General features: G+C 69.5%; 12 protein-coding genes. 9 read left to right on the top strand and 3 right to left on the bottom strand.

The window, feature by feature from the left end:
* Positions 1-88: 88 nt before the first annotated feature.
* Both ACFV04_RS18640 and argS read right to left on the bottom strand, forming a co-directional pair.
* Positions 89-1,279 (bottom strand): serine/threonine-protein kinase, encoded by a 1,191-nt coding sequence (locus tag ACFV04_RS18640; RefSeq protein ID WP_107072821.1) that lies wholly within the window; start codon positions 1,277-1,279, stop codon positions 89-91.
* Positions 1,280-1,732: 453 nt separating this feature from the next.
* The gene (gene argS, locus ACFV04_RS18635) at positions 1,733-3,493 is read right to left on the bottom strand and encodes an arginine--tRNA ligase (RefSeq protein WP_380530213.1); all 1,761 of its coding nucleotides are present in this window, start codon (positions 3,491-3,493) and stop codon (positions 1,733-1,735) included.
* Between the two features lie 302 nt (positions 3,494-3,795).
* On the opposite strand from argS, the gene ACFV04_RS18630 reads away from it, so the two are divergent.
* From ACFV04_RS18630 to ACFV04_RS18595, 8 genes are read left to right on the top strand one after another with little or no spacing between them, the layout of a single operon-like run.
* Positions 3,796-5,634: a hypothetical protein gene (locus ACFV04_RS18630; RefSeq protein WP_380530211.1), complete on the top strand. Its 1,839-nt coding sequence runs from the start codon at positions 3,796-3,798 to the stop codon at positions 5,632-5,634.
* Positions 5,635-5,681: 47 nt separating this feature from the next.
* Positions 5,682-7,694, top strand: a complete 2,013-nt coding sequence (locus ACFV04_RS18625; RefSeq protein ID WP_380530208.1) for a radical SAM protein — start codon at positions 5,682-5,684, stop codon at positions 7,692-7,694.
* Between the two features lie 11 nt (positions 7,695-7,705).
* Positions 7,706-8,905, top strand: coding sequence for a glycosyltransferase (locus tag ACFV04_RS18620; RefSeq protein ID WP_380530206.1), 1,200 nt, complete (start codon positions 7,706-7,708; stop codon positions 8,903-8,905).
* Entirely contained in the window at positions 8,905-9,948 is a 1,044-nt protein-coding gene (locus tag ACFV04_RS18615) for a radical SAM/SPASM domain-containing protein (RefSeq protein WP_380530203.1), read from the top strand. The genes ACFV04_RS18620 and ACFV04_RS18615 overlap by 1 nt, the downstream gene beginning before the upstream one ends.
* On the top strand, positions 9,941-11,593 hold the full coding sequence (locus ACFV04_RS18610; RefSeq protein ID WP_380530200.1) for a pyridoxal phosphate-dependent decarboxylase family protein: 1,653 nt from the start codon (positions 9,941-9,943) through the stop codon (positions 11,591-11,593). The genes ACFV04_RS18615 and ACFV04_RS18610 overlap by 8 nt, the downstream gene beginning before the upstream one ends.
* Positions 11,594-11,598: 5 nt before the next feature.
* Positions 11,599-12,396 carry a hypothetical protein gene (locus ACFV04_RS18605; RefSeq protein WP_380530198.1) on the top strand — a complete coding sequence of 266 codons (798 nt, stop codon included), beginning with the start codon at positions 11,599-11,601 and terminating at the stop codon, positions 12,394-12,396.
* Positions 12,389-13,123: a sulfotransferase family protein gene (locus ACFV04_RS18600; protein ID WP_380530195.1), complete on the top strand. Its 735-nt coding sequence runs from the start codon at positions 12,389-12,391 to the stop codon at positions 13,121-13,123. Before ACFV04_RS18605 ends, ACFV04_RS18600 begins: the two co-directional genes overlap by 8 nt.
* Positions 13,120-13,653: an adenylyl-sulfate kinase gene (locus ACFV04_RS18595; RefSeq protein WP_380530192.1), complete on the top strand. Its 534-nt coding sequence runs from the start codon at positions 13,120-13,122 to the stop codon at positions 13,651-13,653. Before ACFV04_RS18600 ends, ACFV04_RS18595 begins: the two co-directional genes overlap by 4 nt.
* Positions 13,654-13,660: 7 nt before the next feature.
* Here ACFV04_RS18595 and ACFV04_RS18590 read toward each other — a convergent pair whose 3' ends face one another.
* Positions 13,661-14,518, bottom strand: coding sequence for a methyltransferase domain-containing protein (locus ACFV04_RS18590; RefSeq protein ID WP_380530189.1), 858 nt, complete (start codon positions 14,516-14,518; stop codon positions 13,661-13,663).
* Positions 14,519-15,143: 625 nt separating this feature from the next.
* On the opposite strand from ACFV04_RS18590, the gene ACFV04_RS18585 reads away from it, so the two are divergent.
* A complete protein-coding gene (locus ACFV04_RS18585) occupies positions 15,144-16,004 on the top strand; it encodes a DUF5655 domain-containing protein (protein ID WP_380530186.1) in 861 nt (286 codons plus the stop codon).
* Positions 16,005-16,190 lie beyond the last annotated feature (186 nt).

Raw genomic sequence — 16,190 nt, 5'->3', positions numbered from 1 at the left:
CTCGATGATGGTGTGCTCGGCCGGTTCAGCGATGCCGCCGTATCCGTGCCTACTGTCTACTGCAAGCGGTCGGGGCTGGGCGAGGCGCTCAGAGCTTCTGGCGCTCGGACCAGGTCAGCTGCCCACGGGCCGCGTACCGCTTGCGCAGTTCGTCGGCCACCCGCCGGGACGCGGGCGGACGGCCGGGGCGCGCGGCGGGGGGCCGGGGTTCCGTGGGCGGGCCTGCCGGTGCGGGTGTCGGTCCGACAGGGAGGTCACCCGCGGCGGGGCTGCCCTCCTCGGCGGGCGCGGAGTCGCCCTCGGCCCCGGGCACGGCCTCCGGCTGCTCCCGCAGCAGCTTGTCGAGGGCCTCCAGGCGGTCCAGCATCAGGGCGTCCGGTTGCGGGAGGGCCACCGGCGCGCCGTCGGCCGGCCTGGTCTGCTGGATCAGCGCGTGGCGGGCTCGAGCCGGGCTGGTGCCCAGTTCCCGCAGCAGGTCGGCGCAATGCCTGGTCACCTGGTCCAGGGTGGGACGGTCGCCCGGCTCGTACGCGAGCATCGAGGTCAGCAGCGGGGTGAGCTGCTCCGGCAGTCCGGACAGGTCGGGCCCGACGTCCGGGCTCACCACCTGCACCGCGATCGCCTCCCACCGCACACCGTCGTAGGGTGCGTGGCCCGTGGCGGCGTGCAGGAGGACCGTTCCCAGCCCGTACACGTCCGCCGCTCCCGTCACCTCGGTCTCGCCGCGCGCCTGCTCGGGCGGCATGCAGCGGACCGTGCCGAGCACGGTTCCGGGCTGGCTCATGGAGCCCTTCGACGCCTCCAGGAAGGCGCCGAGACCGAAGTCGATGATCACCGGGCCAAAGTCGCCCAGAATGACGTTGGACGCCTTGAGGTCCCGATGGAGCAGACCTGCCCCGTGCACCGCGGCCAGCCCCTCGGCGAGCAGTGCGCCCACACTCGCCACCAGTGGTGCCGGCAGCGGGCCCTGCTCCTTCACGACCTCGGTGAGCGGGCGGCCAGGAACGTAGTCCATGGCCAGCCACGGCTGCTCAGCGAGCGGATCCGCGTCGAGGAAGCGCGCCACCCGGCCCGTACCCGAGATGGTGCGCGCTATCTCCGCCTCCCGCTCGAAGCGGGCCCGGGAATGCGGATCGATCTTGTCGGGCCTGATGACCTTGACCGCGACCGGGTCGCCCGCGACGGAGTACGCCAGGTACACCGCCCCCATGCCTCCGGTGCCGAGACACCGCTCGACGGCGTACGGGCCGATCTGCTGCGGCAGGACGGTACCTGTCACCAGCTTCCCCCCGGGTTCCACAGTGCCGACACGAACGCGATTGACGTGAGCGTCTCACCCGCCTCAGAAGGCTCTGCCGAGCAGTGTGGACACTGACGAATCACCCGCACAGCGTACCGATCGATATCGGCCTGGCAGAAGGCGCCGTCGTCCCGTGGCCCGGAGAACGGGCGGAAGCGGCCGAGACGACAAGCAGCAGGCACCGCGACGTGCGTGTCAGCACCTGATCACAGAGCGATGGAGTACACGGGCGAGGGGGCGGGTCATCGACAGGTCGACGCGCTCGGCCAGCAGTCAAGTGAGCATCCCTGATCACCGCCATGAAGCTGCTGTCGGCGCCCGCGGGAAGTATCAGCTCGCCAACAGCCCCCGCGGGCCACAAACACCCACCGTCCGATACGAAGCCTTCGGGTAGGCCGGCCTATCGCCGCCTATCCGAAGGCTTCGCACCAGCTACAGCCGCTCCGGCGTTCCGATGCCGAGGAGGTCCATGCCCTGGCGGAGGGTCTGGCCAGTGAGCTGGCAGAGCAGCAGCCGGGTCTCCACGACCTCGCGACTGGGGGCCTTGAGGACGGGGCAGTGCTCGTAGAACGTGGTGTACGCCGCCGCGAGGCTGTGCAGGTAGGCACAGAGGCGGTGGGGTTCGAAGGTCTCGGCGACGAGGTCGATGGTGGCGCCGAATTCGTCGAGGAGGAGTCCGAGGCCGCGTTCGGCCGTCTCCAGGGCGAGGTCCTGGTGGGCGGCCGGGGTGACGCCTTCGGGGGCCTTGCGCAGGATGGACTGGATGCGGGCGTAGGCGTACTGGAGGTAGGTGCCGGTGTCGCCGTTGAGGGAGACCATGCGGTCGGCGTCGAAGATGTAGTCGCGGGTGCGGGAGGTCGACAGGTCGGCGTACTTGACCGCGCCGATGCCGACCTGCTTGGCTCGGTCTTCGAGTTCCTCGGTGGCGAGCTGGGGGCTCTTCTCGGCGACGACGGTGCGGGCCCGGTCGACGGCTTCGTCGAGGAGGTCCATGAGGCGGACGGTCTCGCCGGAGCGGGTCTTGAAGGGCTTGCCGTCCTTGCCGAGGACGGTGCCGAAGCCGAGGTGCAGGGCGCGTACGTTGTCGGGGAGCCAGCCGGCGCGGCGGGCGGTCTCGAAGACCATCTGGAAGTGCAGGGCCTGGCGGCTGTCGACGACGTAGAGGAGCTGGTTGGCGCCGAGCATGCCGACGCGGTCGCGGATGGCGGCGAGGTCGGTGGTGGCGTAGCCGTAGCCGCCGTCGCTCTTCTGGACGATGAGCGGGGTCGGTTCGCCGTTGGGGCCCTTGATGTCGTCGAAGAAGACGCACAGGGCTCCGTCTGAGCGCACGGCGACGCCGGACGCTTCGAGGTCGGCGCACACGTCGGCGAGCATCGGGTTGTAGTAGCTCTCGCCGACGGCGTCGGCGTCTTCGAGGAGGACGCCGAGGCGGGCGTAGACGGCTTCGAAGTAGACCTTCGACTCGTCGACCATGCCCTGCCAGGACGCGACGGTCTCGGCGTGGCCGGCCTGCAGCTCGACGACGCGCCGGCGGGCCCGGTCGGCGAAGTCGGCGTCGCTGTCGAACTTGCCGCGCGACGCCTTGTAGAGGCGGTTCAGCCGGGACATCGACGGACCGGAGTCGTCCGACTCGGTGCCTTCGTCGAGCTCGGCGGGGTGCTCGAGGAGGTACTGGATAAGCATGCCGAACTGGGTGCCCCAGTCCCCGAGGTGGTTTCGCCGGATGACCTTCTCTCCGCTGAACTCGAGGGCGCGCACGAGCGCGTCCCCGATGATCGTGGAGCGCAGGTGACCGACGTGCATCTCCTTGGCGATGTTCGGCTGGCTGTAGTCGATCACCGTGACGCCGGCCTCGGCGTTGCTGCCCACGCCGAGTCGGGCGTCGGCTGCGCGGGCGGCCAGCCGCTCGAGGATGGCGGAATCGGTGACGGTCACGTTGATGAAGCCGGGCCCGGAGACCTCCAGGTTCGCGATCACCTGGTCGACGCCGAGGTTCTCGAGCACGCGCGCGGCCACCTCGCGGGGGTTGGCCCGCAGCGGCTTGGCCAGGCCCATGATGCCATTGGCCTGGAAGTCGGCGCGGTCACTTCGTCGCAGCTGGGGGTCGCTGTCCGCGGCGTCGGGGAACGCAGTGGAGATCGCCTGTGCGAAGCGCTCGCGCAGCACGTCGGCGATGGAGAGGACCGTAGGCATAGATCGAAGGACCACTTCTGTGAGAGGGCGGATCCACGGACGGGCCGCGGGAGTCGCACAGCGCCGCTCCGTCGAGTCGGTCGGCGCCGTCTGCCGAGTATCCCATGCCCCGCACAGACAACGGCCCGATTAACGTCGTCGCGAAGCTAAGCCTGCCACCTAAGGCCCTTGACCGTAGATCATCCTGAGTGATCATCAGCACCAACGGTGGAGACCTCCACCTCCGGAAGGCACGCGTTCCGTATCCCCCCTTGAGTCGAATCCGCAAATTCGATCGAACACAGCGTGATGGAGCGGCTACGGTGGCAAGCCTGCTGTGCGGCGCTCGGGAGGGGAGTGGGGTGAGCAGGCTGTCTGGGGGTGCAGGTGATTCGCCGGGCGTCGCTGCGGCGATCCGGGCGGTGTTCGCCGGGGACGGTGGGGAGCATGCGCTCGACGATCCGCAGTTCGGTGACGTCACCGGTAAAGTGCGACGGCTGCGCCACGAAGGGCGGGACCTTGTGGCTAAGCTCCGGCCGCAGGCGGCGGCGCACGCGGAGCGCGCCCTCGCTGCGGAGGCGGCGCGTCGTCTGGGTGCGCTCACGGTGGACGGGTTCGGACGTATCGACGTGTGCGTTCCCGACCTGATTCCGCTGGACGACCGTACGGCGGCTCTGATGTCGCCCTACCTCGGGATCCCGCTCGCCGCCTCGGCGGACGGCCTGGCCGACCTGTCGGTGCAGGAGATCGAGGATCTCCTCCTCGCGGTTCTGGAGCGCGGCGTGGAGGCGTCCGGGTGCATTCCGCGGAACATGTTCCGACAGAGCGGCCGGACGGTCCTGATCGACTGGGAAGACGCGCTTCTTGTTCCAGCAGGCACCACCGCCCCCGGTGCGCTGACCGTGATGAAGTGGGACATCGCGTGGTCCGACCTGGCCGGCCGCGATCTCGGACTCAGAAGGCGCATCACGGTGCGGAGCGGCGAAGAGCCCCCGCTGGACGGCTTCGAGTCCGCACTCGCCGCCTGGCTGCCGGCCGGACTGACTGCACAGGAGGTGCGTCGCCGCGGCATCGAGTTGACGCTCACGAGCGAACTGCCCGCCGCGGAACCGAAGTCCGCGAGCGCCGCCCGCCTGGGGCATCTCGCCGAGGACGTCCTGCCGCCCAGTCTCGGCGTCTTCCACACGGTGCTGACCTCACGGCTGCGAGCAGACCAGGGCGAGGACACCTATGCGGACCTCCTTCACCGCCTGGATGCCCTCACCGAAAGCACCCGTGCCAACAGCGGCCGCGGCCTGGAGCGGTTACGCCGACCGTGGGTTCTCGCCCTGTTCTCCACGGCCGAGCACCCGTTGGCCGCCGACCTCCGATCGCTAGAGCATCTGGTCGTACGCCTGGAGGAGCTACGGTCCGTCAGCGGGTGGGATGCGGCATGTGAGCGCGCCGACGTCGCCGAGGAAGTCACCGCCCGCATGGCCCGGAGTGCTCAAGCCGTCCTGGGGCTACAGGGGTTGGAGCTCATCTTGCGCGGCTCCTGCGCGCAGGGAGTCCTCGGACGCGGCAGCGACATCGACTTCGAACTGAGCTCACCCGGCTACCCCAACGGGCATCGGGCGCTTGAGGATCTCGTGATCGAGGCGCTCGCCTGCCTGGGTCTTGCGGCCAAGGGCTCCGCCGCCCGGCCGACCGAGCGCGATGTCGTCAGCGCGAACGGGAAGTTCAGCCGCGACCTCCACGAGTGGTTCGAGCTGCGCCGGCCCGGCACGGACCATCACAGCCCCGGCTGGGTCGCCACCGCCATCGCCGCCCCATCCGCCACCGTCACCTGCCAGCCAAGCGAGTACGAGCAGCGGGGCCGCGAACTCACCGCCAAGTACCTGTGGTTCGAATCCCGGGCGCTGCTGGCCCGGCTCGTGTTCACCCGTGCCGCAGCTGCGCCGCACCCGGTGAAGCTGGTCCCCCAGCTGTCGCTCCTGCACGAACTCGTTCCGGCTGACAAAGCCGCCGAGGTGGAGGCCCTGGTGCGCCAGGCGTTCGCCCTGCGGGAGGCGGCCGACCCCACGCCGCCGACAATCGGCGCGGACACGGAGGTGGAGCAGCTGGCCGACCGGCTGGACGTGCTGCGTCGCCGCCTCGATCTTCCTGGCCCGCGCAACCTGTAAATCCCGTTCCGCCCCGATCCGCGCCATCTCAACCCGAGAGGTCAACCGTGATCAGCGACGCGATTCCCCTGTCCACCAGCGATGCTTCGCACGTCTCCTTCGCGGACGGCTACACCTTCCACGTCCGCGGCGGACAGATCACCGCCCCGGGTCAGCCGTGTCCGTGCGGCGGCCTGGAGCCGGTCCACCAGATCACCTCCTACCGTGAGGCGTACCCCCAGGCCCAGCTGTCGTTGACCGACGTCTGCAACATGGGCTGCACGTACTGCTCGTTTCGGGACCGGGTGCACGCCGACGGCAAGCCCGTCACCATCCCGCTGGAGACCGTGGTGCAGGGCCTTCGCACCCACCGCGAGCGGCTGATCGAGGAGAACGCCCGGTACAGCCGGATCGACTTCGGCCTGGCCGGCGAGACCATGCTCGTGCGCCACATGCACGCCACAGTCCAGGACTTGGTCGTCGAGAACCTCGTCGACTCACCCGTCGCCGTGGTCTGGGCGGGGCCCATGGTCACCAACGCGACGCTGTCGATGACGACGGAGCTCGCCGAGCAGCTCGGCCCGCCACAGGACATCAGCCTGGACGGGCCCAGGGACGTCCACGACCGGGTGCGCTTCTACACCGGTGACCGCGGCGGTACGTACGACCACGTGCGTTCCGTGCTCGACCAGGTGCTGGCCCGCCACCCCGACATGGGGGTCTCGGCCGTCCTCACCGCGTACTGCACCGACTTCGTGGCGATCTTCCGCCACCTCTTCGAGGACGTCGGCGCCCGCAACATCTACATGAAGCCGGTCAACGCCACCCACGACAAGGTCTACGCGCTCAACGCCGAGACCCTGCCGGCCTTCCGCCAGGGCTACGCCGACCTCGTCGAGCACATCCTCACCCAGCCCCCAGAGGGCATCCTCGCCCGGCTACTCGCGCTGAACTCCGAGGACTTCTTCATGCGGTTCTTCTACCGGGTGAAGGACCGCGCAGCTCAGGTCTACCGGTGCGGAGCCGGCAAGAGCGGCACCTACCTGGACACCAACGGCAACCTCTACCCGTGCGCGCACTTCATCGGCAAGTCCGGCTGGCACATCGGCCACGCATCCACGGGCGTCGAGGACTCCGAGCGCCGCAAGTACCTCGACCTGGTCGTCGACCAGCGCGACGAGTGCTCCTCGTGCCCGTCGCGGTACGTGTGCGGCGGCGGCTGCTACTACCAGGCAGTCCTTGCGAACGACGACATCACCAAGCCCGACGGCGTGAAGTGCTACCTGATCCGGTTCCTCACCGACCTGTCGATCCGCCTCGTCGTCGCCCTGCGCGAGCGGCACCCCGAGGTGCTGGACGCCCTGCCCTCGCCCTACGGGCTCACCGCCGAGGCACTCGCCTCCTCCCCCGAAGCCGCCTACTTGCCCGCGGCCCGCCTCGATGCCGCGGTCGACGATCAGCGGGTGTCCATCCCGCTCGCTGGTCCGGGCCGGGTGCGAGGCGGACTGGCCAATCCTGCAGGGCTCGCCGTCACGCTCGCCCGACGTGCCGAAGGGCTTGCGCTGCGGCTGGAGTTGGGCGATACGCCCGACGCCGTCCAAGCGGTCCGCGTACGCCTGCAGCCGTTGGGCGAGGGTGTATTCACCCTGCATGACCTCGCCGCCGGGCAGTGGCCCGGCGAGCGGTACCTGCGGTGCACCCGCGACGGCGCCCGCTGGCTCGCAGCACCCGACGCGCGGTTCCGCCGTGTTCCGCATCCCGATCCCGTCTGGGAGAACGCCCACGACGTCCGCCCCTCCTGGGAGGCCGATCACGTGGAGCTCCTGTTGCTGCTTCCTGATCTGGTTGGTTCCGGTGAGGGGCTTGGTGTGAACGTGTTCGCGGACTTCACGGACGGCGGGTGGACGGCCTTGACGTTGCACGAGCCGTTCGCGGTCCTGGCCGACGACGCGGCGGGTCCGCTTCGACTGGTCGGCCCGGAAGCACCCTGGCGACCCGTCTCGGCGGGAGTCAACGGCCGCATGCCCGTTGAGCTCACGCCGCTCGGTCGCTGGGCCGGGCTCCAGGGCAACACCTGCTGACGGGAGGCGAGATGCGTATTCTTCTGGTCACCCACCGGTTCGCGGGTGAGGAGGCCGGCGGGACGGAGGTCCTGGCCGACGACCTCGCCCGGGCCCTGATGGCACGAGGCGTGGGCGTCGCGTGGCTGGCGGCCGGCGACCCGCCGTCGCCGCAGCGACACGGCGCGGCCGAGTACATCAGCGTGCCTGCGGTCTTCGCGCGCGGATACCCGGCCGGTTGGCAGGCCCAAGAGGTCCAGCAGGCGGCACGCATCGAGCAGTTGCTCGCCTCGCGACCTGCCGTCGACCTTGTCCACGTCCTGCACTTCAGCCGCATCGGCCTGGCGTTCCTCGACACCGCGCCGCTGCGGAACGTGCCGGTCGTCGCAACGCTGACCGACTACACCGCCGTCTGCCCCGACCACCAGCTCCTCGTGCGCTCTACCGGTGGCCAGTGCACCAGCACCGCCCCGTCCAGCGCCTGCACGGGCTGCCTCCACGCACCGATGGCGGCAGCCGGCGAGGTGCAGCTGTGGCGGGCGCGCAATGTCATGTGGCTGAACGGACGGGTGCGGGCGCTGTGGACGCAGACGCCGCACCAGGCTGTGGAGCTCACGAAGGCCGGCGTCGCGGTGGACAAGCTGATCCGGGACCAAGCTTGCTACGGGCTGCCAGACAGCTGGCAGTCGCTGACCGAGAACAGTGGCGGCGGCGAGTACCTGCTGTTCCTGGGCCGGTGCTCACCCGAGAAGGGCCTCCACGTCCTGCTCGACGCCCTCGCGGACAGCCCGACCACGCTGCCGCTCCTGGTCGCGACCGTGCCGGACGACGCCGCTTACGAGGCACGGATGCGCCTGGTCGCCGCAGCCGATCCGCGGGTGCGCTGGCTTCCTGCGCTCTCCCGCTCCGACGTAGGGCCGGTGCTGGCCGGCGCCCGGGCGCTGCTGGTGCCCTCGCAGTGGTGGGAGAACCATCCGATCGTGGCGCACGAGGCCCGGGCCCTGGGCGTGCCGGTGTGGTCCTCGGCGGTGCCGTCCATGCGCCACCTCGCGGACGACGAGGGCGTCCACCTCGTCGAGCAGTACGCCGATCCGGCTTCGTGGGGACAGGCGATCGATGCAGCGGCCGGATCTCAGGACCTGCGGGTGCCGTCGTTCGGCCGCCGGACAGTGGCGTTCGAGGCGTTCGTCGACGAGATGGTCTCCGTCTACCGGAAGGAGGTGACCAGGTGATGCCCGAGCAGGTGCGGCCGATCGAGGTGCCGGAGCGCTTTCGGAAGTTCCTCGTCACAGACGACTTCGACCGCTACGGGCTCGAACCGGGCCGGCCGACGCCAACTCCCCAATACCTGCAGGTGGAACTCACCGACCTGTGCAACCTCGCCTGCGCCGGGTGCGTGCGGGCGGTGCACGACAGCAGCGGCGGACATCTGCCGTTGGGCGCCTTCGTCGCGCTGCTCGAGCAGCTTCCGGACCTCGGCCACGTCTCCTTCGTCGGCGCCGGTGAGGCGCTGATCGTCCGCGACTTCGCCGCCTACGTCCAGGCGTGCACCGACCGGTCCGTGTTCACCTCGACGAACACCAACGGCCTGCTCGTACGCCGTCGTCTCCAACCGGTCCTCGACGCCGGATTGGGCCTGCTCGCCATAAGCGTGGACGGCGCCAACGACGCCACGCTCGGGCGGATGCGCTCTGGCCTACGCCGATCCCAGCTGTCCACCGCGCTTCGCGAAGCTGCGGAGATGACGCACCAGCGCGACACCGAGCTGTCGGCCGCGGTGACGCTCTCCACCGCGAACCTAAACCAGTTCCCGGCGATCGTCGACTTCGTCGCGGACCACGGCGTCACGCGCATCAGCGTGGAGAGCCTGCACCACTGGGGCGATGACAAGACCCTCAACACCGAGTCCCTGTTCTCCGCCCCGTCCGCGCAGGTCGTGCCGCACCTGGAGGCCGGCCTCGCCCGCGCCGACGAGCTGGGTCTGCAGCTCTCGATCTTCGACTACTCCCGGCTGGCCTCCCCGGCCGCAGGCCGGGCCGTGTGCCCGTGGCCCTGGGACGCCACGTACATCACCAAAGACGGCGACGTCACGCCGTGCTGCATCCACATGGAGTCCTCACCCGGAAACGTGCTCGGCAACATCCACCAGGCGCCGATGGCCGAGATCTGGACCTCAAAGCCGTACGGGGCTCTGCGGGACTCGTTCCTCTTCCAGGGCCCTGCCTGGTCCTCGTGCGAAGACTGCGTGTACCGAATGGAGTTCGGACGTGTCTGACACCCATCCACCCGCTCTACTGAGCGGCCGTCCCATCGGGGAGAGCCGGCTTCTGCTGCACCGGGCGGTCGACCTCGGCTTGGACTTCGCCTCCGGTGCCTTGCGCGACGACCTGGTCCTGCGGCACGCGACGGTCAGCGAGCTCATCGACCGCTTCGCCGGCCCGCTACCCCAGAACGGCCGGAGCGACGAGCAGCTGCTGGAGTCCCTGAACGAGATCGCCCAGTGGTCAATCTCCCAGGCAGACCCGCGCTACCTCGCGTTCCCCGACATCGGCGACAGCATCGCCGCCCTCGCCGCCGACATCGTCGCGTCCTTCCTCAACCAGAACCTGATCGCCTACGACCGCAGCGCGCCCGCCGCCAGCGTGATCGAAGCCCAGCTGATCACCTGGCTCCGGGAACTCATCGGCTACCCGGTCACGCCTCTGGCCGACTACCAGGGACTCGCCTCGCTCGGCGGCATGTGGACCTCCGGCGGCAACATGAGCAACCACATCGCCATCGCCGCCGCCCTCGCCCACACCTACCCCGAGATCCGCACCGCCGGCCTGCGCGCACTCCCCGAGCAGCCGGTGATCCTGCTGGCCGGCGGCGTCGAGCACTTCTCCTACCTCGCCGCCGCCCAGGCCCTCGGCCTCGGCACCGACGGACTCCTATGGGCGGACGCCACCCCGGACTTCACCAGCGACCCCACCTCCGTCGCCCGCCTGCTGGCCTCGCCGCCTCCCGGAAAGCGGATCTTCATGGTCGTCGGCGTCGCCGGCAACTGCCGCACCACCGGCATCGACGACCTGCAGGCCCTCGCCGACCTCAGCGAGCAGCACGGTGTGTGGTTCCACGTGGACGCCTGCCACGGCGGCAGCCTGCTGTTCTCCGAAAAGCTCAAGGTCCAGCTCGCCGGAATCGAGAACGCCGACTCCATCGCCCTCGACCCGCACAAGGGACTGTTCGTCAGCTACCCATCCAGCTACGTCCTCTTCCGCGACCCTGCCGCGCTCGGCCGCTTCGCCCGCTACCCGGACCGCGCCCATGACCCCGACTGCCTCGACCTCGGACTGATCACCCCGTTCTACGGCTCCCGCGGCTTCGAATCGCTCAAGCTCTGGGCGCTGATCAAGCACCAGGGCGTCGACGGCATCGGCCGACTCGTCGAAGACCGTCAGGCCACCTTCCAGAGGATGGTCGACCTGCTCGAACGCACCGGCTGCTTCCGGATGCTCGGCACCTCCGACTTCTACCGGTGCGCCTTCGTCTTCCTCCCCACCCCGGTCGCCGAAGCCCTCGAACAGAGCCCCCTGCCGGCCGCGCACCACGCCGCCGTGCGCGACCTCATCTCCCACTACACGGCCGCCTTCGCCGACCGCCTGTACCGCGCGGGCACGGTCGTCTTCGACCTTTTCGCACTGCAGGACCTCGCCGACCGGGTCGGACTCGGCAGCAGTGCCAAGTACCAGGTCATGGGGATGTGCGTGGGCCACCCGCACATCCCCGACGAGATCGAGCACGGAATCGAGCAGGACATCATCGAAGCCGCCCACGAGCTCACCGGCCGCATGCTGGAAGACCTCCGCACCCTACTGGCATCCGCGAACCCGGCCGCCAGCACCCCGAGGCCGGGCGTGACCGGGCCAGCGGGATGGTGACCGCCGTGACCTATCCACCCGCGTTCACGATCGCCTACCTCGTCCACAGCGACGTCGAACTCCTGCGCCGAACCATCCCCACCACCCTGGACGCCCTGACCCGCGGCACCCGCCACCCGTACGACCTGGTACTCGTCGTGGACGGTGCAGAGAGCGCCCCGGTCGAGGAGATCATCGAACTCGCCCACAGCACCTGGGGGTTCGACGAGGTACGGCTGCGCTGGCGCGCCCGCCACCGGGCCTCCGGCGACCAGGCGAACAACATCCACACCCACTTCGTCAGCGACAAGAGCCGCTTCCTGATCACCATCGAAGGCGACGTCGTCGCCTTCCGCGACCCGCACGCCACCGATGTCCTCTCCGAGATCGCCGCGACGTTCGACCACTGCCCTCAGCTCGCGCTCGCCCAGCGCATCGATGATCACTACTGCTGGCAGTGGAAGCTCGAAGAAGTCGGCCCGCCGCTGAGCGACCGCGCTCGCTCGGTCAACCGCGTCTCCTCGCACTTCCTGATCTACGACACCCATCGGGCCCGCCCCGTCATGACCGCGGTCGGCGGCGTCCCCGGCGACCGGTTCCACGACGACGGCCAGCACTGGATGAACTACGAGGACTGGCTCTCCCACACCTTCGCCCATCCCGCCGGCCCCGGCATCGGCTACCTGCACCGCCTCCCGCTCCGGGTCTTCCACTGCGACGAGAAGACCGCCCCCGGTTCCGCGCACTATCGCCGCGACATCGCCACCCGCCTGCGTGTCTTCGCCGAACGCGAGCACGCCGTGAAGGAGGAACTCGGTGCCTGACCACCGTCTCGTCCCCTCGCCCGTGTTCCTCCTCTCCCCGATCCGCTCCGGGTCGACCCTGCTGCGCTGCCTTCTCGGCTCCCACCCCGACGTCCACGCCCCGCACGAACTCCACCTCGCCGGCTACACCGTGGCCGTCGACGACGAGTTCACCGATCTGTCCATGCGCACCCTCGGCCTCAACCGCACCGACCTCGAGCACCTGCTCTGGGACCACCTGCTGCACCGCCAGCTCACCGAGGCCGGCAAGAGCGTGCTCGTCGAGAAGTCCCCGGGCAACGTGTTCATCTGGCAACGCCTCGCCGCCTGCTGGCCCCAGGCCCGCTACATCGTCCTTCGCCGCCACCCTGTCGCCATCGCCGACTCCATCCGCCGCGCCGGCGACGCCAACAACCTCGCCGAAGCGGCCATCACCGTCGACAAGTTCGCCACCGCCCTCGACGAAGCCGCCGCCAACCTCCCGGGCGCCGTCCACGTCACCTACGAGCAGCTCACCGCCGATCCGGAAGCCACCTGCAAGGCCCTGTGCGAGCACATCGGCATCCCCTGGGATCCGAGCATGCTCGACTACGGCCGCCACGACCACGGCCCCTTCGTCTACGGCATCGGCGACTGGTCACCCCAGATCGCCTCGGGCTGCATCCAGGCCGCCACCCAGCCACCCGAGGCCCCAGACGTCCCGCCGCTGCTCGACTCCTGGTGCCAGAAGTGGGGTTACGCCCCGTGAGCCAGCCGCGATCGTCAACCGTCTTCTGGTTGTTCGGGCTGCCGGCCTCCGGCAAGAGCACCCTCGCCCGTCACCTCCTTGCCCACCTCCGCACCGAGCACGGCGCTGACTGCGGGTTCTACGACGCGGACGTCGAACGCACCACCGGCGTCCTGCGTGATCTCGGCTGGTCACCCTCCGACCGCGTCGCCACGATCCGTACCCTCGCGCACGCCGCCGGCCGGCACCGGGTCGGCATCGTCACCCTGGTGACCTCCACCGAGTCGGAGCGCCGGCTCGCCGCAGACCTTCTCGGAGAACGCCTCCACCTCATCCACGTCCACGCGCCCGAACCGGTGCGCCACGCCCGCGACGCCCTCCGCACCGTCCGCGCCTACCGGACCAACCCGGCGCCGGACGCGCCGGAGCTGTCCTGGTCCGATCCCGAACAGCCCGCGCTGGCGCTGGACACCACGGCCCCGCTCAGCACCACCGTGACCGCCCTGTACACCTTCGCCGCCACCACCCTCGCGAACGCCACTTCCCTATAGACGCTGGTCAAGCAGCAGTCGGGAGATGCGGCATCGATCCGGCTCGCACATGGGCCGTCTGCCAGCCGTCGTGCGAGCCGGCCCCATGCCCGCTGCGACCGCTCCTCACCTTCTCCGCCACCGCGATGAACGCCAGCTCGGAGAAGAAGAAACCGCCCAGCTGGTCCGCCTCGCACACCGAGGTGTACCACGCCTCGACCTCCTCAGGGGCGACCGCGCCACGACCGTGCCTGGCGGCCGACAACAGAGCCTTCCGGATCTGGTCAACCCGATCCTTCGCATGCCCCGTGAACGCGGTCGACCACGCCAGCAGTGGTTCAACTCCGACGAGGTCCAGCGGGCTACGGGCGAGGAGCAGCCCGAGCTTGCGGCCGATCCTGCCGTCCGCGTGATCCATCCAGCTCTGCGCATCGTCCGCGAACGCGTGGCATACCCGCCGGTCGAGATCGGCGTCCGCGCCCGCGATGACCATCGAGTCGAAGTCGACGTGCGCGATGACCGCCCGCCCCCCAGGCCGAAGAACTCGCGCCACCTCGGCCAGCATCTCCAGCGGGTCCGGCAGGCACTCGATGGTGTTGTACGACAGGACAACGTCCACGCTCGCGTCAGAACACGGGAGACGGTCGCGCAGATCCGCAACGATCGTCGCCGTCGACCCCTTGTGGCCTGCCAGAGCCGCGTGGACCTGGCGCAACGACTCCGCCGAACGGTCGATCCCAATGAGGGAAGCCTGCGGCGCTTTCCGGCTGACAGCCCGAAGCGTTGGCCCCGCACCACACCCGAGATCAACAACAACCTGACCAGAATCCGCCGGGCCAGCAAGCTCCGCAAGGCGCGCATGGATCGGCTCAGCGCTGTCGGACACAGCACTGCCCTCCTCGCCTGTCCGCGCCAGAGCCCGAGATGGCGGCACCAATAGTTCAGGTTTGCACCATATGACATGATTTGAGATATCACATCTCGAGACGCAACCCTCCTTGCTGCAGGGGCTCCCATTGCCACCAATCAGGGGAGGTTCCCAGGTCACGGCGCTTCTTTAGCCGGGTGGTCGCGACGAGGTCGCCCTGCGGCCCCGGGCGGGAAGGAGGACGACCCGCGCGCGACCCTTCGAGGCGATCACCGTGCGCTGCTCATCGAACCCCAGCAAAGACGCGGTCGCGTCTGTCGGCGCTGCGGATGCCGCGAAGGCCATCACCGCGAGCTCGGCGCCCGCTGCGGCGCCTGGTCACCGACCCCGGCACGGCATGTGGCCTTCGCCGTCGACATTCCCTCCGCCAACGGCCATCGCCACACCATCCGCCGCGCCCCTCTATTCCCGCCTACTTGAAATGCGATATACGCAACAACCGCTAGATTGTCCGGTTTCCGGCATGTATGGTGTGCCGTCCATCGTTGGACGGCCCGGCGGGTGGTGTGCTGGGGGGTACGTGGCGGGACTGCAGGTGTTTCGGGTCGCTGGTGGGGATGTTCGCCGTGTCGAGGGCGCGACTGTGGAGTTCGAGCGCGATCTCCAGCGGCTCGTGGAGGCGAACATGGAGGAGATGCTGGGCGGTGTTCGCTTCATGGCAAGCGAGTACTCCACCGGACCGGTCCACCGGGGTCGGATCGACAGCCTCGGTCTTGACGAGGACGGGAGCCCGGTCCTGGTGGAGTACAAGCGCACGAGCAGCCAGAGCGTCCTCTCCCAGGGGCTGTTCTACCTGGCCTGGCTGATTGAGAACCGCGGCGAGTTCGAAGCCCTGGTCGAGCAGCGGCTCGGGCCGGAGGCCGCCAAGCAGGTGGACTGGAGCCGGCCGCGTGTGATCTGCATCGCGGCGGACTACGCCCGTTACGACTTGGTGGCGGCGGGCATGTCTCACCACCGTGTCGACCTGGTGGTCTACCGGCGCTACGGGGACGACCTGGTGACGCTGGACCTGGCTGCTTCGGTCGCCGGCGGCTGCGGCTCCTCGACGGTTGGCCAGTCGGAACGGATGCGGTCTAGCTCACCAGTGCGCCGGACGGTCAGCGATGCGCTGACGCAGGTGCGCAGTGAGCTCCGGGAGCTGTATGAAGAACTCGACGCCCGTCTGCTCGACCTCGGCGAGGGCCACTCGGTGGAGCTGCAGCACTACGTCGCCTACCGTCGCCGTCGGAACTTCGCCTGCGTCCGCGTCCTGGCACGGGAGCAGGCGCTGGTCGTGTTCCTGCGAGTCGACCCGGCGACGGTGCAGCTCGTGCCGGGCTGGACGCGGGATGTCCGGAAGATCGGGCACCTTGGGACGGGCGAGCTGGAGGTCCGGATCGCTTCGGTGGAGGATCTCGACCGGTCGATGTCGCTGCTGCGAACGAGCTACGCAGCAGCGGCCTGATCGGACACGGCAATGGGCCGCGCACCCTGCTTGGGTGTCCGGCCCATTGCCGTCTCGGGCGCCGCTGCCATGGGGGGCGAAGTCCTCGCGCCGGGGCCCGCCACGAGCTACCGGCGCGCCCCCCGCCCGAATAAGAAGCCCACCCACGTAAAGAGGGTGAAGATCACCATCAGGGGGGTGAGCAAC

It is taken from the genome of Kitasatospora sp. NPDC059599, assembly GCF_042735125.1.
In the GTDB taxonomy this organism is placed as follows: domain Bacteria; phylum Actinomycetota; class Actinomycetes; order Streptomycetales; family Streptomycetaceae; genus Kitasatospora.
This window is presented reverse-complemented; position numbering and strand designations above follow the sequence as displayed.

Bases quoted from the DNA above. Each gene is read 5' to 3' on its own strand.
- ACFV04_RS18620 (WP_380530206.1), top strand. From the start codon at position 7,706: ATGCGTATTCTTCTGGTCACCCACCGGTTCGCGGGTGAGGAGGCCGGC.
- argS (WP_380530213.1), bottom strand. From the start codon at position 3,493: ATGCCTACGGTCCTCTCCATCGCCGACGTGCTGCGCGAGCGCTTCGCA.
- ACFV04_RS18615 (WP_380530203.1), top strand. From the start codon at position 8,905: ATGCCCGAGCAGGTGCGGCCGATCGAGGTGCCGGAGCGCTTTCGGAAG.